14 protein-coding genes are annotated in these 23,015 nt (G+C 33.6%); 11 read left to right on the top strand and 3 right to left on the bottom strand.

The window, feature by feature from the left end:
• Nucleotides 1-28: 28 nt before the first annotated feature.
• From ACN0WI_RS02890 to ACN0WI_RS02880, 3 genes are all read left to right on the top strand, one after another.
• Nucleotides 29-571, top strand: a complete 543-nt coding sequence (locus ACN0WI_RS02890; RefSeq protein WP_417885117.1) for a DUF3347 domain-containing protein — start codon at nt 29-31, stop codon at nt 569-571.
• A 162-nt stretch (nt 572-733) separates the two neighbouring features.
• Entirely contained in the window at nt 734-1,297 is a 564-nt protein-coding gene (locus ACN0WI_RS02885; RefSeq protein ID WP_417885116.1) for a helix-turn-helix domain-containing protein, read from the top strand.
• Nucleotides 1,298-1,433: 136 nt separating this feature from the next.
• Nucleotides 1,434-4,421, top strand: coding sequence for a heavy metal translocating P-type ATPase (locus ACN0WI_RS02880; protein ID WP_417885500.1), 2,988 nt, complete (start codon nt 1,434-1,436; stop codon nt 4,419-4,421).
• 151 nt (nt 4,422-4,572) lie between these two features.
• Here the strand turns inward: ACN0WI_RS02880 and ACN0WI_RS02875 are convergent, their stop codons facing one another.
• A complete protein-coding gene (locus ACN0WI_RS02875; protein WP_417885115.1) occupies nt 4,573-7,062 on the bottom strand; it encodes a zinc-dependent metalloprotease in 2,490 nt (829 codons plus the stop codon).
• Between the two features lie 198 nt (nt 7,063-7,260).
• The gene (lysS, locus tag ACN0WI_RS02870; protein ID WP_417885114.1) at nt 7,261-8,952 is read right to left on the bottom strand and encodes a lysine--tRNA ligase; all 1,692 of its coding nucleotides are present in this window, start codon (nt 8,950-8,952) and stop codon (nt 7,261-7,263) included.
• A gap of 147 nt (nt 8,953-9,099) precedes the next feature.
• Between lysS and ACN0WI_RS02865 the strand changes: the two genes are divergently transcribed.
• Together ACN0WI_RS02865 and lipB are read left to right on the top strand one after the other, a co-directional pair.
• Nucleotides 9,100-9,258 (top strand): YqaE/Pmp3 family membrane protein, encoded by a 159-nt coding sequence (locus ACN0WI_RS02865; protein WP_417885113.1) that lies wholly within the window; start codon nt 9,100-9,102, stop codon nt 9,256-9,258.
• Complete coding sequence (gene lipB / locus ACN0WI_RS02860) at nt 9,258-9,971, top strand: lipoyl(octanoyl) transferase LipB (RefSeq protein WP_417885499.1); 714 nt, start codon at nt 9,258-9,260, stop codon at nt 9,969-9,971. Before ACN0WI_RS02865 ends, lipB begins: the two co-directional genes overlap by 1 nt.
• On the opposite strand, the gene ACN0WI_RS02855 is transcribed toward lipB, so the two are convergent.
• Nucleotides 9,968-10,564 carry a ribonuclease HII gene (locus tag ACN0WI_RS02855; RefSeq protein WP_417885112.1) on the bottom strand — a complete coding sequence of 199 codons (597 nt, stop codon included), beginning with the start codon at nt 10,562-10,564 and terminating at the stop codon, nt 9,968-9,970. The genes lipB and ACN0WI_RS02855 overlap by 4 nt on opposite strands.
• A gap of 133 nt (nt 10,565-10,697) precedes the next feature.
• Here ACN0WI_RS02855 and ACN0WI_RS02850 point away from each other — a divergent pair, with 133 nt between their 5' ends.
• The 6 genes from ACN0WI_RS02850 to ACN0WI_RS02825 all read left to right on the top strand — a co-directional run bounded on the left by ACN0WI_RS02850 (nt 10,698) and on the right by ACN0WI_RS02825 (nt 22,779).
• Nucleotides 10,698-13,715 (top strand): SusC/RagA family TonB-linked outer membrane protein, encoded by a 3,018-nt coding sequence (locus ACN0WI_RS02850; protein WP_417885111.1) that lies wholly within the window; start codon nt 10,698-10,700, stop codon nt 13,713-13,715.
• Between the two features lie 11 nt (nt 13,716-13,726).
• Nucleotides 13,727-15,157, top strand: a complete 1,431-nt coding sequence (locus ACN0WI_RS02845) for a RagB/SusD family nutrient uptake outer membrane protein (RefSeq protein ID WP_417885110.1) — start codon at nt 13,727-13,729, stop codon at nt 15,155-15,157.
• A 243-nt stretch (nt 15,158-15,400) separates the two neighbouring features.
• Nucleotides 15,401-18,436, top strand: coding sequence for a SusC/RagA family TonB-linked outer membrane protein (locus ACN0WI_RS02840; protein ID WP_417885109.1), 3,036 nt, complete (start codon nt 15,401-15,403; stop codon nt 18,434-18,436).
• Nucleotides 18,437-18,448: 12 nt separating this feature from the next.
• Nucleotides 18,449-19,891 (top strand): RagB/SusD family nutrient uptake outer membrane protein, encoded by a 1,443-nt coding sequence (locus ACN0WI_RS02835; RefSeq protein WP_417885108.1) that lies wholly within the window; start codon nt 18,449-18,451, stop codon nt 19,889-19,891.
• A gap of 16 nt (nt 19,892-19,907) precedes the next feature.
• A complete protein-coding gene (locus tag ACN0WI_RS02830; RefSeq protein WP_417885107.1) occupies nt 19,908-20,753 on the top strand; it encodes a hypothetical protein in 846 nt (281 codons plus the stop codon).
• A gap of 106 nt (nt 20,754-20,859) precedes the next feature.
• Nucleotides 20,860-22,779, top strand: coding sequence for a putative porin (locus tag ACN0WI_RS02825; RefSeq protein ID WP_417885106.1), 1,920 nt, complete (start codon nt 20,860-20,862; stop codon nt 22,777-22,779).
• Nucleotides 22,780-23,015: the final 236 nt, after the last annotated feature.

Raw genomic sequence — 23,015 nt, 5'->3', positions numbered from 1 at the left:
AAATAAAACAACAGTTAAAACAATCAATATGAAACGTATACACAGAAATCTATTTTTTATCGCGCTTTCAGCCGGGATCATCAATTTTACCAGCTGTAAGGAAAAGGATAAAAATGCAACTGAAACTTCGCATGACGAAATGGAAATGTCTCAGGGTGCATCTAACGAGAAAATAACCAGTAAGGTTGAATTTAAAGATGAAAAAGTAGCAACAATTTATGCTGATTATTTGGAATTAAAAGATGCCTTGGTTGCTACAGATGCAGATGCTGCAAAAAAGGCTGCTCAAAAATTGACAAACACAGAAAACCCTGAAATTGTTGATTTAGCTACTGAAATTTCAGAAGAAGCAGATGTAGAGGCACAGCGTAAAGCTTTTTCAGAATTAACAGCGCAGATGGAGCCTGTTCTGGAAAATGCCATTGCCTCTGGAACGATCTACAAGCAATTTTGTCCAATGGCTTTCGATGGAAAAGGTGGCTTTTGGTTATCTAATTCTGAAGATATAAATAATCCGTATTTTGGAGATAAAATGTTGCATTGCGGACGAGTAGAAAAGACAATAAAGTAAACTACCTTATGGCAAGCCCAAGAGGTGTTTATTAGGAAATTATTTTTTATTTCGAGCAAGCCTCGGAGTATTTAAACTCGATTATCGAGTAAATTGAAATTAGGCATTCTGTCCAAAAATAGTTTGGGACAGAATGATTTTTAGACAAAGCAAAATTCGATTTTGAAGAACAATACAATTTATATTAAGAATGTAGTTTGTGGCCGTTGTATTACTACAATTCAGGGGATTCTGGATAATCTCGATATTCCTTACGATAAGGTGAGTTTGGGAGAAGCTCTACTGTTGCGAGCGCTTTCTTCAGAAGAAAAAATACAATTAGCCACCGAATTAAAGAAATCTGGATTTGAATTGTTGCAATCTAAAAACCAGCGCATTATTAATCATATAAAATCGGTTTTAATTGGAGAGGTTTCTAATAGTACCGATCAAAAGAAATTGTCTGAAATTTTAAGCGAAGAGCTTCATTATGAGTATAGCCACATCACCAATTTGTTTACTGCGGCAGAGGGACAAAGCATTCAGTCGTATTTTAATAAACTGAAAATCGAAAAAGCCAAAGAGCTTTTAGAATATGATGAGCTGAGTATTTCAGAAATTGCTTATCAATTAGGCTTTTCTACAGCGGCATATTTATCTACTTCTTTTAAAAAGCAAACCGGAATCACACCTTCTGCTTATAAAAAAATGCAAATAAAAGGGAGAAAAGGATTGGATGCTGTTTAAGCATTCCTAAAACTGAAACAACTTACCATAATATTAAAAGTGACTCTGCTTAGTCTGTGCTATTTTTGTACACTAGATTAGAATAATTTAGTTGAACAAAAAACTGAAGATTTATAATATAGATTTTCAACACGATATGATGAAGCACACGTATATTATAAGCGGAATGAGTTGCCAGGGATGTAAATCTCATGTGACCAAAGCGCTCGAAAACATCCCCGATATAGAAGAAGTTGAGGTAGATCTTGATAAAGGAACTGCTACAATTTCTATGAAAAAACATATTGAAATTGAAGAATTTCAACAGGCTTTAAAAAATGCAGGTGGGAATTATCAAATAACGATGCCTTCTGAAAGCAGTTCCAATTCCGAAGAAAAATTAATGACACATTCCTATCATGTAAGCGGAATGAGTTGTAATGGTTGCCGATCTCATGTAGAAAAAGCTTTAAATGAAGTTGAAGGTGTTGCTAAAGCGGCAGTGAATCTTGAAAAGGAAGAAGCCGAAATCAGTATGCATTATCATATTGAAATTGAAAAATTTCAACAAGCATTAAAAAATGTAGGTGGGAATTATCAAATAACGATGCCTTCTGAAAGCGATTCAGATTCCGAAGAAAAATTAATGACACATTCCTATCATGTAAGCGGAATGAGCTGTAATGGTTGCCGATCTCATGTAGAAAAAACTTTGAATGAAGTTGAAGGTGTTGCTAAAGCCGCAGTGAGTCTTGAAAAAGAAGAAGCCACAATTAGTATGCATCATCATATTGAAATTGAAGAATTTCAACAAGCTTTAAAAAATGATGATGGTGGTTATGAAATTCATCCATTATATAAAAAAGAAGCTGTAAAGAAGAATAAAAAGAAAAAGCCAAAAGCTATTGGGGATGGCAAGTGGTATTGCCCAATGCACTGTGAAGGCGATAAAATGTATGATGAAGCGGGAGATTGTCCGGTATGTGGAATGGATTTGGTGCAAGAGCAAAGTTTAAGTCCATCTAAAACTATCTATACCTGCCCAATGCATCCCGAAGTTGAAGAAGACAAGCCTGGAGATTGCCCAATTTGTGGAATGGATTTAGTTCCTAAAGATCCTAAGCCAGAAACACAAAACTCAACCTATCTAAAATTGCGTAAAAAATTCTGGTTTTCTGTAGCTTTTACCTTGCCTATTTTCCTAATTGCTATGTCGGATATGCTAAGTAATAATCCGCTTTACAACTTAATGGATTTACAATATTGGAATTGGGTGCAGTTTGGATTATCGATTCCGGTGGTTTTTTATTTTACTTGGATGTTCTTTGAGCGCGCCTGGAAATCTATCGTAAACTGGAATTTGAATATGTTTACGCTAGTTGGTATTGGTTCTGGAGTAGCATGGATTTTTAGTGTATTGGGTTTATTGTTTCCCGATTTGTTTCCCGATCAATTTAAAACTGAATCAGGAACAGTACATATTTATTTTGAAGCAGCTACTGTGATCTTAACCTTGGTATTATTGGGCCAAATGTTAGAGGCGAGAGCACACGACCGTACCAATTCTGCCATCAAAGAATTGCTAAAATTAGCTCCCAATAAAGCAACTCGGGTAGTAAACGGAAAAGAAGAGGTGGTTGCTATAGATGATATTGAAGAAGGTGATATTTTAAAAGTAAAACCCGGAGAGAAAATTCCGGTTGATGGGATTATTAAAACCGGAAAATCGTCTGTTGATGAAAGTATGATCTCCGGGGAGCCTGTTCCGGTAGAGAAATCGGCTGAAGATAAAGTAACTTCCGGAACCATAAACGGAAATTCTTCTTTTACCATGATTGCAGAGCAAGTAGGCGATGAAACATTGCTTTCGCAAATTATCCAAATGGTAAATGATGCCAGCAGGTCGCAAGCGCCTATTCAGCGTTTAGCCGATAAAATTTCTGGATATTTTGTGCCGATTGTGGTTCTTATTTCTGTCATCACTTTTGTGGTTTGGGCTATTTTTGGTCCGTCACCATCGTATGTGTATGCCTTTGTAAATGCGATTGCCGTCCTGATCATTGCTTGTCCTTGCGCCTTAGGTTTAGCCACTCCGATGTCTGTAATGGTTGGAGTAGGGAAAGGCGCTCAAAATGGAGTTTTGATTAAAAATGCGAAGGCTTTGGAGCAGATGAATCAGATTGATACGCTAATCATAGATAAAACCGGAACTATTACTGAAGGAAAACCTTCTGTAGAAAAAATAGTAAGTGTTGGAGATTATACTAAAGACGATATTGCACGATTTATTGCGGCTTTAAATTCGCATAGTGAACATCCACTAGCTACAGCAACCATCAAATATGCTAAAGAACAAAACATTGAAGTAGAAGAAGCTTCAGGCTTTGATTCGCTTACCGGTAAAGGTGTTGTTGGTGAATTTCAACAGAAAAAATTGGCGCTGGGTAATATGGCGCTTTTGGATGAAAAAGCGATTTATTCTTCAGAAAAAATAGATCAACAAATTGAGGAATTTCAGCAACAAGGAAAAACAGTTTCTTATTTAAGTGTCGATGGGAATGTTGAAGGTTTTGTAGTGATTTCAGACCCTATAAAGAGAACCAGTAAAGAAGCACTTTTCAAATTAAAAGAAGACGGAGTTGAGGTAATTATGCTTACGGGTGATAATGAGCGTACCGCCAAAGCAGTTGCCGATGAAATGGGGATTGCTTTTAAAGCGGGAATGTTACCGCAGGATAAAATGCGCGAGGTAGAAAAGCTTCAGCAACAAGGTAGAAAAGTAGCGGCAGCAGGAGACGGTATTAATGATGCACCAGCTTTAGCTAAAGCCGATATTGGTATTGCAATGGGAACCGGAACCGATGTGGCGATTGAAAGTGCTGAGATTACCTTAGTAGAAGGCGATTTAAAAGCAGTATTGAAAGCACGTAAATTGAGTGATAAAGTGATGGCGAATATTAAGCAAAATCTATTTTTCGCTTTGATTTATAACAGTATAGGTGTACCGATTGCTGCCGGAATTTTATATCCTTTTTTCGGAATTTTATTATCACCTATGATTGCTGCTTTAGCGATGAGTTTTAGTTCGGTTTCTGTAATAGGGAATGCGTTACGATTACGAGCGGCTAAGCTTAGTTCGGTTTAATTGAAAGTGAATTCTATAATATGACTGTTAAAAACAAGAAAGGTTTAAAGTTAATTTCATAATAACTTAATCAATGAAAAATAAAAAACCTGCCTCGTGGGGGAGACAGGTTCTCAAACTAATAAATCAAATTAGGTCTATTGGGATAGACTTAGTCGTTAGGATTAAGGATTTGATCTATTCTTTCAGATGCATCCTGAAGGTGATATCTTGTTAAAGTATCTCCTGAGCGGTACATTGAGTTTCTTATTTGTCGCTGTAAAGTTTGTAATTCACCTCTTACGATTGGGCGAATATCACTTTGCGCTACATTTACATTGGTTCTGCTAATCCAACGGCGGTAAGCGCTAGGTATTGCTTCCTGATCCTCTGTCATTAAATGCCCTAAACGTTCGATATATGCTCTTTGAAGATTTCTGCGGTATCTGTCAATTTTTTGACCAGAATTAAGTTCACTCCAAATCCCTTTACGTAAATCGTCCATCATTTCTAGAAGCGTGTAAGCTTCTTTACCATTAATTTCTTCGTTTTCTAATAGACGTTGCATTCTTCCGAAATCTAATACATTAGAAAGCGTATTGCTTTGCATACTTCTAATTCTTTCGATATTTCCGTCGAATTCAATTTTATTAAAAATGTCCTGATCGATTAACCAATTTGGAGTTTCAAATAATTGTTCCTGTAAGAAATCCATTGCTCTTTCCTGTTTTTCTTTATCTACGTGGGTATAAACGGCACCTTCTTGGTCGTAGGTTTTAGAATTTTCATAGATTCCGCCAATATTTGCAGCCACGTGGCCCATGTAGCGATTAAGTTGTGCTAGCACTTGCCCGTAAAGATCGTCTAAATCCTCGTAGTCTTTTCCATCTTCAGCTGTCCACTCGATTAATTTTGGTACTATTCGTTTCAGGTTTTTGATTCCATATTCACTGGCAAGCATGGCATCGTCACCAAGATCTTCAGTTTGTGAAGAAGGATCGATTACTCCGCCACTTTGTTGACTTCCGAAGCGATATAAAGGATCACCTGCGTGCTCTATAATCCATTCATCTAAAACAGGTTTTTCTTCTTTTCCTTTTTTACCTGGGATTGGCTTATAACCCCACATAATTGAGTATTTATCGTAAGGTCCTATATTTGGCATTAAAGCAACATCACCATCGCCCGGTTGCGCTACATAGTTGAAACGTGCATAATCCATAATCGATGGTGCAGTTCCGTATTTTGCAGTAAATTCAGGATCGCGTAAATCTTCTACTGCATAAGCCGGGCTACTACCCATATTGTGTGGAAGACCTAAAGTGTGACCAACTTCGTGAGAAGAAACAAAACGAATTAAACGTCCCATGATCTCATCTTTAAATGCTACACCACGTGCTTCTTCATTAATTGCAGCTGTTTGAACAAAATACCAGTTACGTAATAAAGTCATTACATTGTGGTACCAGTTAATGTCTGATTCTAAGATCTCTCCCGAACGTGGGTCACTTACGTGAGGTCCATTTGCGTTAGGAATCGGTGAAGCCAGATAACGAACGGTTGAATAACGAACATCTTCTGGGCTCCAATCAGGATCTTCTTCTAGAGTTGGTGCTTCTTTTGCGATGATTGCATTTTTGAAACCAGCTTCTTCAAAAGCGACCTGCCAATCCTCGATACCTTGTTTAATATAAGGAACCCATTTTTTTGGCGTTGCACGGTCTATGTAATAAACGATTTGCTTTTTAGGTTCAACCAACTCACCGTTTTTAAATTTCTCCATGTCTTCATCCTTCACCTCTAATCGCCAACGGTCAAGATATTCGACAGTTTTACTTTTCTGAGCATCGAGGCCATAATCGGTTTGGCTAGTTGTAAACCATCCTACACGCTCATCAAAATAGCGACGCTCCATTGGTTCTTTTGGTAAAAGAATCATAGAGTTACTAAACTCTAAAGAGATAGATCCGGTAGTTGAATTGGATGGAGGATTACCGGCATTATATGTTTTAATGTGTCGAACTTCGATATTTTCAGGGTAACTTCTAATAGTATCAATAAAAGAACGACTATCATCTAATCTGGAAACTTTGTATTGTTTACGGTAACGATCGCCTAAACCTAAAGCCTGAACATCTTTTTTGTAAAGATCGGTAACTTCGATAACGGTAGATTTGTTTATAGAATCTTTACCAACAGTTTCAATATCAAAAGAGCTTAAAATCGGCTCGAAATTAGAGTTTACCACCGCTTCATGAACAGGAAGCGAATCTGCTGCGTAGATGTCGTGAGAAACTACTCGTAATAAAACCTGATCACCTTTCTTTTGCCAGCGGTGCACCTGAGTGTTTTGTTTACCACCACCAAAACCGATACCGGAAGCTGTTTTGGCAATTCGGGTAACTGTAAGCATTTCACGATTAAAAAGACTATCCGGAATTTCGTAGAAATATTTGTTTTTTACTTTATGAACGGTAAAAAGACCTTCGTCTGATTTTGCATCTTTTGTGATAACTTTTGCGTAAGGTTTTAATCCGTCTTTTGATTCTTCTTTTTTTGCACTGGCGGCCTGATCTTTCTTTTTATTCTGAAAAACGGCACAAGAAGCCATTAAGAAAGAAAGCCCCACCGCACAAATCCTGATTGGTAGTTTGTTTGTCATAAATAATTTTTGGTTTACTGAAATTGGATTGTTTTCAGGAAAAGAAACTCTGAAATATCCAATTTTGATTGTTTGACTTTAATTATTTAAAAAGGTTTAAAAATAAGTTAAGATAAATTGAAGACTTTCAGATTTGTGATACAAAAAAAGGCCACATTTAAATGTGACCTTCTTGTAATTTTAATCGAGAGAATTTAATTAAGAAACTTTAATTTTCATTTCGTCACCTTCTTTAAAAACTTCAATCATTTTATGCTTCCTCAATGATTTTAAAGCTTTATCCCATTTTTTATTACTTAATCCAGATTTTTCTTTGATGAGGTTCATATCATGGTTTTCATCATCTTTAAGTAATTGATAAACGGCTTTTTCTTCTTCGGAAAGTTCTACCTGTTTTTTCTCTGGCTTCATTTGCGGGAAAAATAATACTTCCTGAATAGATTGATTATTGGTTAAGAACATAATTAAACGATCCATCCCAATTCCTAATCCAGATGTTGGAGGCATACCATATTCTAAAGCTCTAAGGAAATCCTGATCTATAAACTCGGTAGCTTCATCATCTCCTTTTTCCGCCAATCGTAATTGTTCTTCAAAACGCTCACGCTGATCGATAGGATCGTTAAGCTCTGAGTATGCGTTGGCAATTTCTTTACCACAAACCATAAGCTCGAAACGCTCGGTTAATTCCGGGTTTTCACGATGTGTTTTACAAAGCGGACTCATTTCTTTTGGATAATCGGTAATAAAGGTTGGTTGGATATAATTTCCTTCACATTTTTCACCAAAGATCTCATCGATAAGTTTTCCTTTCCCCATGGTTTCATCAACCTCAATACCCATTTCTTTCGCAGCTTCGAATAATTCTGCTTCAGATTTACCGGTAATATCAAATCCTGTAAATTCGATAATAGCATCTGTCATGGTAACACGCTTGTATGGTGCTTTAAAATCTACCTTATGCTTTCCGAAGGTAGCTTCTGTAGTTCCATTAACCGCCATGGCGCAATGTTCCAACAGTTTTTCAGTAAAATCCATCATCCAGTTGTAGTCTTTGTAGGCTACATAAATTTCCATAGCGGTAAATTCCGGATTGTGGGTTCTGTCCATTCCTTCATTTCTGAAGTTTTTAGAAAACTCGTAAACTCCGTCGAAACCACCAACAATCAATCGCTTTAGGTAAAGCTCGTTAGCAATTCTTAAGTATAATGGAATGTCTAGCGCATTGTGATGTGTTATGAAAGGACGAGCTGCAGCACCACCCGGTATGGACTGAAGAATTGGAGTTTCAACTTCAAAATAGCCAGATTCGTTAAAGAAATTACGCATCGCACTAAATAGCTTAGTACGCTTAACAAAAATTTCTTTCACTTTTGGATTAACGGCAAGATCGGCATAACGTTGGCGGTAACGATGCTCGGGATCGGTAAAGCCGTCATAAGTATTTCCTTCTTTATCGGTTTTTGGTAATGGTAATGGGCGAATTGACTTACTTAAAAGTTCAAAATCTTTGACCATCACGGTCATTTCGCCAACCTGTGTTTTAAATAATTCTCCCTGAATACCTATAAAATCTCCAATATCCAAGAGCTTTTTATATACATCATTATATTTGCTCTTATCTTCGCCGGTGCAAATTTCGTCACGATTAAAGTAAACTTGAATTTTACCTTTAGAATCCTGTAATTCGGCAAAAGATGCTTTTCCCTGGATTCTTCGGGACATAAGGCGTCCTGCGATAACTACTTTTTTACCTTCTTCGAAATTATTCTTAATATCGGTAGAAGTGTGATCTAATGGAAATAAATTGGCTGGATAAGGATTAATACCTTTTTCTCGTAATGTAGCCAGTTTTTCTCTCCGTATAACTTCCTGTTCAGATAGCTGCATGATGTAATTTTAATTTTTAGCCTCTTCTTTTTTAGAAGAACTGCAAATATAATGACAATCAAACTACCAACCAATGTTATAGTTAATATTAGCTGCTATTTTGAAGTTTAAATTCTATCTTTGTTTTTCGAAAATTAAATTGAAACTATGAGTATTTGGCGAGTATTATTGTCAATTTTTTTTCCGCCATTAGCAGTAATTGATAAAGGATGTGGTTCTGTCATTATCGTATTTCTATTAACTCTTTTAGGATGGGTTCCTGGAGTAATCGCTGCACTTATAATTATAAATAATCCGAATAGATGATGGGAGAAGTTGTGAAAAACAAAACTATAGAGGTTCAAGAATTAGGACTGAAAGATTATAAAGATACTTGGCAATATCAGGAACAACTTTTTAAGGAAATTCTTGATACAAAAGTGAAAAATAGAAGAGAAGCTGAATTTACTGCGACCAAAAATTATTTACTTACTGTAGAGCATCCGCATGTTTATACGTTAGGAAAGAGTGGAGATATTTCTAATCTTTTAATTAATGAAAAGCAACTTCAAGAAAAAGGCGCTACTTTTTATAAAATAAATAGAGGCGGAGATATAACCTACCATGGTCCCGGACAACTTGTAGTATATCCCATTTTAGACTTAGATAACTTTTTTACCGATATCCATAAATACCTTCGTTTATTAGAAGAAACGGTAATTCGTGTTTTACAAGATTACGAAATTAAAGCAGAGCGAAGTAACGGCGAAACTGGTGTTTGGTTGGATGTAGGAACTCCATTTGCTAGAAAAATTTGTGCAATGGGTGTTCGTGCCAGCCGTTGGGTAACAATGCATGGTTTAGCATTAAATGTAAATGCTGATTTGGGGTATTTCGATAATATAGTTCCCTGCGGAATAAAAGAAAAGGCAGTAACTTCTTTAAATGTTGAATTAGGTAAAGCTATTGTTGATATGGATGAGGTTAAAAGAAAATTTTTAGTCTATTTTAAAGAAAATTTTGAAGCTTTTTATAGCTAAAATTCAATGCTAAGCTGTTCCGGTAATAATTTAAAACTTTTTCGGTGGTATTTAGTGATTCCAAATTCGCGAATAGCTTCTCGATGTTCTTTGGTAGGATAACCTTTATTTTTTTTCCAATTATACATCGGGAATTCTTCATGAATTTTTTCCATATATTCATCTCGATACGTTTTTGCTAAAATAGATGCCGCAGCTATGCTTAAATATTTATCATCTCCTTTAATAATGCACTCATACGGAATTTTTTTATAGGGTTTAAAACGATTGCCATCTACAATAATATGTTCAGGTTTAGCAGAAAGTTTCTCTATAGATTTATGCATAGCCAAAATCGATGAATTTAGGATGTTAATTTCATCGATAGTCTCCATAAAAATATGCGTAACTCCATAAGATAACGATTCAACTTCTAAAATTTTACGTAAAACTGTACGCTTGCTATGAGTTAGTTTTTTTGAATCTCTTAAAATCTCATTTTTAAATTTTTTAGGTAAAATTACTGCAGCAGCTGTAACAGGACCGGCAATACAACCTCTTCCGGCTTCATCGGTTCCACACTCAATACAATCCTTAAAATGAGTTAATAACATATAATTTTATTTTATGCTAAAACGTTAAACTATAACGTTTTTTACTGTTTTTTGTTGAAAACTATTACTTAAAATTCAATGTTTGCTTTTGAATTATAATCAAATTTGACATCTTAATACAAATTAATGAATAATGAAGAACAATTTGGGTAAAATTCTAACACTTTTCTTACTATTTGTAGTGCATTCATTACTTGCGCAAGACAATACTGTAAGTGGAACGATTACCGATGAGCAAGGAATGCCTTTGCCTGGGGTAAACGTAATAGAGAAAGGAACGAGTAACGGTGTTCAAACCGATTTTGATGGTAATTATTCGATTAGCATAGCCGAAGGCGCTACTATTTCGTTTAGTTATATTGGTTTTGCAACCAAAGATGTTAAAGTAGCAAATCAATCAACTATCGATATTACGATGGAAGTAGATGCAGCTGCTTTAGATGAAGTAGTGGTAACCGGATACGGTAAAAAGAAAACTGTAAAAGAAACCAGTGCAGCATCGGTAGTTACAGCTAAAGCTATAGAGGATCGGCCAATAGCTTCAGTAAATGATATGTTAAAAGGTAATTCTACCGGGGTGGTTGTAACTGGAGGCAGTGGACAGCCAGGTGGAAAATCTTCTGTACAAATTAGAGGTATTAGTTCATTAAATGCTGGAACAAGTCCGCTATATGTAATAGATGGTGTTCCTGTAATTTCTGGAGATTATACCCGAAATAGTACTAGTGGAGATGTTCTTTCTAGTATTAATAATAATGATATTGAATCTATTTCTATTTTAAAAGACGCATCGGCTACTGCACTTTATGGGGCAAGAGCTGCAAATGGAGCAATTCTGATTACAACTAAACAAGGAAAATCCGGAGCTCCTAAATTTAATTTAAGTTTAGAGACTGGATTTAATGAAAAAGCAGTAAATGGGCCTAGTACATTAAATTCATCACAATGGGCTGAAATAGTAAATGAAGGTCTAGTTAATGCTATGGGAGATAAGTATTCTAATTATGTACAAGAAAAAATAAATCCAAATGGCGTTAATAGCGATTGGGCAGATGCAGTTGAAAGAGGTTCTGCTATGCAACAGCAGGCTAACTTTTCCGTAAACGGAGGTAGCGATCGTTTAAAATATTACTCGTCTATAGGATATTTCGACCAAGAAAGTATTATTAAAAATTCATTTTTTAACAGAACTTCAGGTCGTGTTAAGGTCGATTATAAGTTGAGTGATAAAATTAGTATCGGTCAAAACCTTAGTGCTAGTTTTTCAAACATGAAATCTTTAGCAAATGGAGGTGGCTTTTCAAACCCTATGTTAGCAAAGTATTTTGCTCGTCCATCTGATCCGATTCGTAACAATGATGGTTCATTCTATATAGGCGCCGATTTAAGTAATCCTAGATTGTCAAACGGGCTTTATAATGTTCCAATGTTGTTGGAGAATGATTTTTCAAAGGCAAAAACATTAAAACTTCAAAGTATCACAAATTTTTCTTACGATATTACTGATCATTTAACGTATACTTCTCGTTTATCATTAGATAATACAGTTATTGAAGAAGATGAATACCAAAACCCAAATCATGGTGATGCATTTTCTGTTCAAGGTAGATCATATGCTTACGATACTCGTGTTTTTAACTATGTATTTCAAAATACATTATCGTACGATTTTACAATTGCAGACAATAATAACTTTAATGTTCTTTTAGTACAAGAAGCCCAAAAGAATCAGTATAGAGATGTTTCTTCTGCAGCAGAAGGTTTTGGGAAAGAAGGACTTACATCTGTATCTGTAGGGTCGAATAATTTAGAAGCAGGGGGCTCAAGAAGCCAGTATACTAATGCAGCATATTTGATTAATCTTACTTATGATTATGATAATAAATATTTCTTCGATGCATCATATCGACGAGAAGGAAATTCAAATTTTGCTAAAAATAATAAATGGGGAGATTTTTACTCAGTAAGTGTGGCATGGGATATTGCTAAAGAAAACTTTTTAAGAGATACTGAGATTAGTAAATTCAAACTTCGTTCTAGTTATGGTGAAGTTGGGAATGCCTCTATTGGATCTACTTCTAGTTTGTCATATTTTAAATTTGGAGGTCAATATAATGGCCGAATCCCATTGTACTTGGGAGGAGTTGCTAATCCGAATTTGAGTTGGGAGAAAAATAAGCCTTTTAATGTAGGTCTAGATTTTGGGTTTTTTAACAATAAGATAACAGGTAGTTTTGACTACTTTGTTAAGAAAACGGAAGATTTATTATATGCTATTCCATTGTCATTAACTAGTGGAGCAAATATTAAATTAGATGATGGTTCTGTAGAAGTAAGTAAATTTATAAATGCTGGTTCTCTAGAAAATCGCGGTTTTGAAGCAAGTTTGGGTGCTCAGGTTTTTGATAATGATTTTAAATGGAATACCAGAATCAATCTATCTTATGTGCAAAATGAATTACTAAGTTTAGTGGAAAATGATGTGATAAGTGGTACTAAAATACTTCGAGAAGGTGAAAGTATTAATACTTATTACATGAGAAAATGGGCAGGAGTAGACCCAGCAAACGGAAATCCACTTTGGTATGTAAATGGTAAAGGTGGAGAAACTACTAGTAATTATAGCGATGCTAAACGAGCTATTCAAGGAAATTCGTTACCAAATTATACAGGAGGCTTTAATAACTCATTCAGTTATAAAGGAATTACATTGCAAAGTTTATTCACTTTCGCACTAGATTATAAAGTATATGATAGTTGGGCAAGTTATTTACAAAGTGGAGGAGTTAATGATTTTAATTATCCAGGTTATGCTAGTAATTTAGATAGATGGCAAAAACCTGGAGATATGGCTAAAAATCCTCGTACTATATATAATACAACTAACAAAAATAATGCAACATCTACACGGTACCTTTATGATGGTGATTTTATAAGATTAAGTAACTTACAAATTGGTTATGATTTAGCAAATGTGTTGAACGGCGATTTATTTAATTCCTTTATGGTTTATGTTAGAGGAACCAATATTTACACCCATAAATTTGATGACGATTTAAAATGGGATCCTGAAACAAGAGCTAGTGGAATAATCAACCTAGATTTGCCGGCTCTTAAAAGTTACACAATGGGAGTTAAGGTATCATTTTAAAAAAAACTATAATGAAAAGATTACTAAAAAATATATCAGTACTATTAATAATTGTTCTTGCTTCGTCTTGTGGGGATGACTTTTTAGAGAACGAACAGTTTTCTACAGCACCTCAAGAAATTTCTTCTGCTAATGATTTAAATGCGTTATTGTATGGAGCTTTGATAGATGCTACAGATGCTACTTATTATGGTAGAGATATGATTATTTATGGAACAGTAAGAGGTGATATTGCTTATAACGACGGAAGTTCTGGAAGATTCCGTGGTCAGGCATATTATAATATGGTAACTACAAATGCTTATGCTACCGATACTTTTACTCAAATGTATAAGATAATAGGAGAACTAAATACTATAATTAATTCTGATTATACAAACTCTGAAAGAGAAGATGAAATAAAAAATACTAAAGCTCAAGCTTATGTGTTAAGAGGTATGGTGTTTTTCGATCTTTTAAAATTATATGGTCAAGAAAATATTGGTGGTGATCTTGGTGTTTCTTTAGTGTTAGATTATGATCCTTCAGTTAAACCGGCAAGAGCTACAGTACAAGAAACACATGCACAAATAGCTGCAGATTTTGAAGAAGGAATACGTTTGCTTGAAGAAAGCGGTATTAATAACCCAGGAACTAAAGATTTAATTAATAGTTATTCAGCTAAAGGTTTAGCTTCTCGATATTATTTATACGAAGGTTCTAATCAAAGTCTAGAAAAAGCTTACGAGTATACTTCAGATATTATAAATTCAGGTTCATATTCTGTAGCTAGTAAAGAACAATATATTAATTCTTTTAGTCAGGATCTTTCTAATCCAAATTCTTTATTTGAATTGGCGATAGGAAATCAAGCTCGTTTAGGAACTACATCTATTGCTTATATGTACTCTAATAATGGTTATGGAGATATTCATCCTTTATCGCAGTTAAGAGATGCTTTTGATAAAAATGATATTCGATCTGAAATCATTGTTAAACATGCAACAAAAAAAGATACAACATTTAATGTAGAAAATAAATATCCTTCTATAAATGGTGATAATAGTATTAAAATATTACGCTATGAAGAAGTTTTATTAACCAGAGCTGAAGCAAATTTAAGATTAGGTAAAAATTCAGCAGAAGCTTTAGGAGATGTGAATAAAATTGTAACCAATAGAGGATTAGATGCTTATACATCAGTTACTATTGATGATGTTTTAGAACAAAGAAAAAAAGAATTGTTTTTTGAAGGACAACGCTTTTTTGATATGTTACGTACAAAGCAAGATATTCCTGTCTGGAGCCCCGATGGATCAGCAACAAAAGTAAATCCGGAAGCTGATAATAGTGAAGACAAAATTCTAAAATATGGAGAAGCTTATGAATTGGCTTTTCCTATTCCACAACGTGAAATGGATATTAATCCTAATATGGAACAAAATCCAGGCTATTCTAGTTAGTAGGTAAGTGCTTGATAGTGAATTTTATAAAAGCCCATATCAATTATTGATTTGGGCTTTTTTTATGAATTAATACTAAATTAGAGTTTTATTTAACGATAATTTAATATTTCTCTTTGTATCACTATGTAAGTTGTTAATTCAATAATATTGTTAATCTTTATAACTATTTTTAAATTTAAATTTTTTTTATTAAGTAATTATTAAGATTTTTGAATTTAGCTAATTCAAATTAATAAACAAATGACAAAAAAATTACTTAGTTTTTTAACATTTATGTTGCTGTTTGTTGTGCAGATGAGTTTTGCGCAACAAAGAACAGTTACAGGTATTGTTACTGATGAAGAGGGATTACCACTCCCTGGAGTTAATGTTATAGAAAAAGGCACTAATAATGGTGTGCAAACAGATTTTGATGGTAAATATAGTATCGCTGTAGAACAGGGATCGGTATTAACTTTTAGTTATGTTGGTTTTGCAACTCAGCAAAAGACAGTTAATTCAACATCTATAAATGTAACACTTTCTGTAGATGCAGCAGCTTTGGATGAGGTGGTTGTTACAGGTTACGGTTCTAGATCTAAAGAACTTTCTACTTCGGCTGTTTCAAACATTAGTTCTGAAGAGATTGAAAATTTTGTACCTTCTACAAGTTTAGATAATGTTTTGCAAGGTAAGGCGGCAGGTGTGCAAGTAACTTCAGCAAATGGTCGTCCAGGGCAAACTGCTTTTGTTCAGATTCGTGGTATAGGTTCAGTAAATGCTGGTACAACTCCTTTGTATGTAGTAGATGGTACACCTGTAGATTCTGATTTTGTAAATAATATAAATCCAAATGATATTGAAAGCTTTTCAATATTAAAAGATGCTGCAACAGCTTCCTTGTATGGTTCAAGAGGTGCTAATGGTGTCGTTGTAATAACTACAAAGAAAGGAAAATCTGGCGATGCTAGAATAGTAATACGTTCTTCAATAGGTTCTGCTTCTAAAATTGATGATATCAATTTTGATATGATGAATGCGTCTCAAAAATTAGAATTAGAGCGGCAGTATGCGGAATTGGGGGTTAGTGATGCCTCTGCATTACCAGGAGCAGTAGCGAGCCCAGAGCAGCTAGAGCTTTTAAAGTCATATAATACAAACTGGCAAAAAGAATTACTTCGTGATTCCTATGTTCAATCAAATTCATTATCAATCTCGGGAGCTGATGATAGATTAACATATTATTTGTCTTTAGGTTATGATAAGAACACAGGGATTATCGATAGAATAGATGGATATGAAAGGGTTTCTGCTAGATTAAACACTACTTATCAAGCAAAAAAATGGTTAGAAGTAGGCGCTAATGTTTCTGTTTCTAGAAACACAACTGATTTGCCTAGGGATAGAAATAATGTGCAAAACCCTTTTGTGGCTATGTATAGTTACAATCCTTATGAGCCATTATACTCAAGAGATGATAATGGAGATATTAAGAGAGAAAGTGATGGGTCTCCAATTTATAATCCTACTAGTCAGGGATTTCCAATCGCGTTAGCTCTACAAACTGAGCCGGAAAGTATAAGAAATTTTTTGTTATTAGGTAGTTTGTATGCAGATTTTAAATTTGGTGAGAAGTTTTCAAATAAATTTACTGTTGGAGGTAACTCAAATAGATATAATAGGACTACTCGATCAATATCAGGTGGAGTGCTTAATTCTATTGTGGGAGATGCTAACTTTCCTGGAGATCAAACAGATAATTATGAATTAGATTTTCAGTATAATGTAAATAACATTTTTAACTATACAGATACATTTGGTGAATATCATAATTTTTCTGCTAGCTTCTTATTAGAGTATAACGAAAGAATATATACAGATTTATTTGCGACAAGTAGTGGTTATCCTTCTCCAGATATACCTTATCAAGATGTAGCTGCAAAGCCAACGAGGGTAGGTTCAGGAGAAGAAAGGAATAGACTTTTTTCACAAGGTTTGTTTTTAGATTATAATTATGATCGGAAATATATTTTATCAGGATCAATAAGAAGAGATGGTTCTTCAAGATTTGGACCGGACAATAAGTACGGTTACTTCTATAGTGGAAGTGCAGCATGGAATATAGCTGAAGAGAATTTCTTAAAGAATTCATTTGTTGATGATTTGAAATTAAGAGCTTCTTATGGTACTTCAGGAAATCAGAATATAGGTGAATTTAACTATTTAAGTCTGTTAGAATTTGATACATATAATGGTAATACAGCTGCGAGACCTCAAGGTATAGGAAATCCTGATATTCAATGGGAGTCTCAAGCATTATTAGATGTTGGGATAGAGTATTCATTATTCGATAATATGATTTCTGGAGTTTTTGATTATTATAAGAAAAATTCAAAAGATTTATTGTTAGAAAGGCCTATTTCTCAAACTATAGGAGATGAGGATAATTCAATTTTGAGTAATATAGGTGAAATAGAAAATAGTGGTTTTGAAATTTCTTTAAATGTAAATTTGATTAGAAATGAAAAAATTAGATGGAGTATTGGAGGTAATGCTGCTTTTTTAGATAATGAAGTTAAAGCGCTAACAAATGGAAATGATATTATTAATGGAAGCGTAATTTTGAGGGAAGGAGAAAAAATCAATTCTTTTTATTTGCCAAGATATGCAGGAGTTAACCCTTCAAATGGGCAACCTTTATTTTTAGATAAAGAAGGAAATATAACTAGTGAGTTTAGTGATTCTAATTCAGTCCTTTTAAAAGGAAAGTCTCCACAAGCAGATTTTGAAGGTGGTTTTTATACCAGCTTTAAATTTCATGGATTTGGCTTAAGAAGTGATTTTGTATTTAAGAAAGGAAATTATATTTTAAATTATCAAAAGCAAGATGGGCTTTCTATAAGTGGTATTACATCTAATAAATATGTAGATGCTTTTAATTATTGGAAAGAGCCTGGAGACCGAAACGTATATCCTAATCCAATTTATCAGGCAAATGCTGATCAAACTACAACTAGATTTCTGGAGAGTGGAGATTATTTACGTCTAAGAAATTTGACTATTGATTATACTTTACCGAGTAAAATTTCAAGTTCTATAGGATTAAATTCTTTAAGAATATTCGCTACAGGTCAAAACTTACTTACATTTACTAACTATACAGGTGATCCAGAGATAGGTATTGGTTCCGAAGAAACAGCAGGTCCTGATGATGATGGCTTTGTTTCAGGTAACTATTCTTTGTATAGCTATCCCCAATTGAAAACTTACACTGCCGGTATAGAAATTTCATTTTAATTGAAGAAACTTATGAAAGCATATAAATATATTATATTATTAATTGCAACTATTTCAATATTAGGTTGTGATGATGAGATCAATGATCTTGAACCTTTTACAGAAGGAAATCCAGATACTTTTTTTAATAGTCTACAATCTTTTCAAAACGGATTAGACGGAATGTACAGCCAATTTTTCGAATATTATTCTGATGAGTCTGGTTATCAGGGTATACCAGATATCTTATCTGATAATGTTATTTTAGCTACTACAGGTAGACGTTCCAATGAAACCATTTATGATTGGAAATATGTACCTACGACTCAAGGTGCAGTAGCTCTTTTTTGGAGTAGTGCATACGAAGCAGTTTCAGCATCTAATTTAGTCATAAGTCAAATTGATAATTTACCAGAAGGAGAAGAAAGAGATAATATTTTAGGACAAGCTTTAGCTGGTAGAGCAATAGCTCATTTTGATCTTGTTAGGTTATATGCACAGATACCTACTCAAGATTCCAATGCATCAAAGTCTTTAGGAATAGTGTACATGAAAGTTGAGGATGGAGATGTTGATGATCCGTTTGCTAATCCAAGTAGAGAAACTGTAGAAAGTAATTATCAAGAAATAATAGGAGATTTAGAAAGGGCGGTTGAGTTAATAGGTGATGATAATGGTGAAGGTAGATTGGATAAAGATGCTATAAACGGAATTTTGTCTAGGGTGTATCTTTATAATGGAGAGTATGGAAAAGTGGTAGAGGTAGCAGATAAGGTTAACAAATCAATAGCTTCTGCAGATGAATTATCAGATGTCTATCAGGATGTTACAAATGCAGGAATATTGATAGAATGGTCAGTTAATACTAGTTCAGAGTCTAATTTTAATAATGTAGGCGTTATTTATAGCCAAACAACACCTCCTAACACTAGATCGGAATATGTTGGAGATTTTGAGTTTGTAAATAGTATAAGTGAGAATGATGTTCGTAAAAACATTTTAACTTATGTAGGAACTATATCTGGTAATAATTACAATGCAATTGGTAAATTTTTAGGAGAGCCTGGTCAGGTAAATGGTAGAGTTGATACTAAAGTTCTTAGAGTAGCAGAGGTTATCCTGAATAAAGCAGAGGCACAATACCGTTTAGGTCAAGAAGCTGATGCTTTGGTTACTTTAAATGCTTTAAGAGATGCTAGATTATCTAGCTATACAGGAGGAGAAATAGGAAGTGCTCTTCTTGAAGAAATATTAAGACAGCGTAGAATAGAATTAGCTTTTGAAGGACATAGATTTTTTGATTTAAAAAGATTAGGCCTGCCTGTAGAAAGATCTAATAATGGTGATATTATTGATGGAACAGGGACACCTCCAGAAAAGTTATCATTACCTGCTAATAATTTTAGGTTTCAATTTCCTATTCCACAAGATGAAATAAATGCAAATCCTAATATGGAGCAAAATCCAGATTATTAATTTTTAAAAAGGAATTATGAATAAATTAAAAAGAATATACATTTTTATAATTGGGGTTTTGATAGTTACTTCTTGTGAAGATAACGATATTCCAACTATTGGTGATGACTATCCTACATTGGTTCAATTCTCTAATAATAATCTTACTTTGGCTACTCCTGAAGGAGGGGGTGCAGTAAATGTAGAAGTAACGGTAAGTAATAAGTCTAGTGTTGATAGAGTTGTAAATGTAGCTATAGATACTGTATCTACAGCTATTAATTCACAATTCAATTTAGGTAATTTGATTATTCCAGCCAATTCTTATTCTGGTAATCTAGAAATTAGTGGGAATTTTGATGCCCTCCCAGAAAGTGGAAGTACTAATTTAGTTTTGCAGATCGTAGATATAGAAAATGAAGAAAGCGAAGTAATTGAGAATGGAAAACTTAAAGTTGAACTTTTTAGAAGATGTTCAATTGAATTAACTGATCTAGTTGGAAAATGGCAAGGAGTAGATGCCTGGGGGTATGCTACTGAATTTGAAACTTATATGAAAGATGGAGATTTAATGATGAAAGGAGGGATTTTGTATGGATGGTTAGATGATTATTGGGGAGAACCAATTATTGCGGAAGCTCCAGTTAAGTTAGACATTAATTTGGAAACTTTTAAAGTAAGTATATCTGAACAATATTATGTGTCTACAACTTATAACGGAAAGCCTCAACCTGATTATAAACTAGCAGGATCTGGAGAGATAATTAATTCTTGTGAAAGAATAATGGATATATCTCCAATATTAATTCAACCTGAACTAACTATAACAGGTAGTAAATATGGAGATGAATTTTACGTTAGGCTCAAAATGATTAATGAATAAATTTAACTCTGAATTAAAAACCACCCAAAATGGGTGGTTTTTTTGTTTTATACCATTAGCTTACTAATAGCGTTATTTTTATACTTTTGTGACATAAATGTTGAAGATGAAAATATACCTAGTAGTATTTATAATTTTAGTAACTCATTTTTCTAGTTGGGCGCAACAAAATGAAGAAAATCCTGAATCGTTACAACGTGAAAGCTTACGAAAAGAAAAAGATACCACAAAGCAACCTACTATAGATTTATATAAGATTATTTCTTATAAAAATGATACAACATATATAGATACTTCTTTAACAATACAAAAAGATTACAAATTCAATTACCTTAGAAAAGATCTTTTTGGGTTGTTGCCATTTTCAAATACTGGGCAAACCTATAATAGTTTAACTACAGATAGAGATTTTGAATTAATACTTCCTGAATTTGGCGCTCAAGCTAGGCATTTCAATTTCATGGAGGCTTCCGATATTTATTATTATAATGTTCCTACTCCAACAACTGAATTATATTTTAAAACCGTTCCAGAGCAAGGTCAACAATTAGATGCTTTTTTTACTACCAATTTATCACCACAACTTAATATTAGTATAGCTTATAAAGGAGTTCGGGCTTTAGGTAAATATCCGCATATATTAACAAGTTCAGGGAATTTTAGATTTGGTTTTAATTATACAAGTAAAAATAAGCGGTATCATGCAAAATCTCATTTTGTTAGTCAAGATTTAATGAATGAAGAAAATGGAGGATTAACAGATAATGCGATCAATCAATTTAAAAGCGGAAGCGATGAATTTGATGATCGGACTGTTCTTGATATTAATTTTGAAAATGCTGAAAGTACATTATATGGTAAGCGATTTTATTTAAATCACGACTATCTTTTTTCTAAACCATCTGATTCTTTAAATAAGGTTTATTTCAAACACGTTTTTAATTATAGTTATAAGAAATTTCAGTATCAGCAAGATAATGCTGAAAATAGATTGTTTGGTAATTCATTCGAAACTAATAACCTTAAAGATATAGTTAGGTATAAAAATTTAGATAATAAGGTTTCTGTACATTTCGATAATAAAACTTTAGGTAAAGTTAGTGGGCATTTAGGGTATAGTAATTTCCAATATGAGTATAATTCTGTTTTTATTGGTGAAGAAGGAATGGTGCCTTCAAAACTTTCAGATGATATTATAAGGAGCGGTGGAACATACGATAATACTATTGGTGGGTTTAATATACATGGAGATGTAACTTTTAGTTTTGCAGATCGTTTACACGGAAATCATATTTTAGCAGAAGCCGGTTATAAACTAAATCCGAATAATAGCATCCAATTCGGGATAAAACAAAATAGTAGGAAACCAAATTTAAATCTTTTACTTTATCAAAGTGATTATATTAATTACAATTGGAATAATGATTTCAAAAATGAAAACTCTCAAACTTTATATGCTAATTTAAAAGCTTCTAAAATCGCTGATATACAAGGAGAACTTACGCAAGTCCAGAATTATGCATACTTTCAGAAATTAGATAGTGTTTCAGTGAAGCCATTTCAGGCTAGCGGAGATGTTCGTATGTTTAAAATCAAAGCACATCGAGAATTTAATTTTGGTTTGTTTGCGTTAGACAATACGTTACTATATCAAAAAGTAACCGATGGCGATCAATATCTTAATTTACCTGAATTCATAACTCGAAACAGTTTTTATTATAAAGATTATTGGTTTGATAAAGCACTATATTTACAAACTGGTTTTACACTAAACTATTTTTCTTCTTATAATATGAATGCATATGATCCTGTTTTAGCGGAATTCTATGTGCAAAATGATAATGAGTATGGTGGTTACCCTACTTTAGACTTCTTTTTTAATGGTAAAGTAGATCAAGCTCGATTATTTTTAAAATTAGAGAACATCAATTATCTTTTAACACAGAACACAGATTTTGTATCACGGGGCTATCCACATGGTGATTTTTTAATACGATTTGGGTTAGTATGGAACTTTTTTCTATAAATTTTACATTTATTTAATAAATAGTTATTATAATATTAAGATTAAGGCTTCTGTATTTACTGGATTTGGGATCTTTTTTCATGAAAACTCTACAAAAAGGGGGTGAATTATCGATTTTCAGTAAAATTACAAGTACTTACAAAAAAGTATTGTTTAGGGAGAAAAAGGGTTTATATTTGCACCCGCTAAGGTTTTTAGCGAGGTTGTTTAAGTTCATTGAGAGAGTAGTGTTGTTA

Origin of the sequence: Zunongwangia sp. (assembly GCF_048269745.1) — a bacterium.
Classification (GTDB): domain Bacteria; phylum Bacteroidota; class Bacteroidia; order Flavobacteriales; family Flavobacteriaceae; genus Zunongwangia.
This window is presented reverse-complemented; position numbering and strand designations above follow the sequence as displayed.

Bases quoted from the DNA above. Each gene is read 5' to 3' on its own strand.
- ACN0WI_RS02890 (WP_417885117.1), top strand. From the start codon at position 29: ATGAAACGTATACACAGAAATCTATTTTTTATCGCGCTTTCAGCCGGG.
- ACN0WI_RS02880 (WP_417885500.1), top strand. From the start codon at position 1,434: ATGATGAAGCACACGTATATTATAAGCGGAATGAGTTGCCAGGGATGT.
- ACN0WI_RS02875 (WP_417885115.1), bottom strand. From the start codon at position 7,062: ATGACAAACAAACTACCAATCAGGATTTGTGCGGTGGGGCTTTCTTTC.
- lysS (WP_417885114.1), bottom strand. From the start codon at position 8,952: ATGCAGCTATCTGAACAGGAAGTTATACGGAGAGAAAAACTGGCTACA.
- ACN0WI_RS02865 (WP_417885113.1), top strand. From the start codon at position 9,100: ATGAGTATTTGGCGAGTATTATTGTCAATTTTTTTTCCGCCATTAGCA.
- lipB (WP_417885499.1), top strand. From the start codon at position 9,258: ATGGGAGAAGTTGTGAAAAACAAAACTATAGAGGTTCAAGAATTAGGA.
- ACN0WI_RS02855 (WP_417885112.1), bottom strand. From the start codon at position 10,564: ATGTTATTAACTCATTTTAAGGATTGTATTGAGTGTGGAACCGATGAA.
- ACN0WI_RS02850 (WP_417885111.1), top strand. From the start codon at position 10,698: ATGAAGAACAATTTGGGTAAAATTCTAACACTTTTCTTACTATTTGTA.
- ACN0WI_RS02845 (WP_417885110.1), top strand. From the start codon at position 13,727: ATGAAAAGATTACTAAAAAATATATCAGTACTATTAATAATTGTTCTT.
- ACN0WI_RS02840 (WP_417885109.1), top strand. From the start codon at position 15,401: ATGACAAAAAAATTACTTAGTTTTTTAACATTTATGTTGCTGTTTGTT.
- ACN0WI_RS02835 (WP_417885108.1), top strand. From the start codon at position 18,449: ATGAAAGCATATAAATATATTATATTATTAATTGCAACTATTTCAATA.
- ACN0WI_RS02830 (WP_417885107.1), top strand. From the start codon at position 19,908: ATGAATAAATTAAAAAGAATATACATTTTTATAATTGGGGTTTTGATA.
- ACN0WI_RS02825 (WP_417885106.1), top strand. From the start codon at position 20,860: ATGAAAATATACCTAGTAGTATTTATAATTTTAGTAACTCATTTTTCT.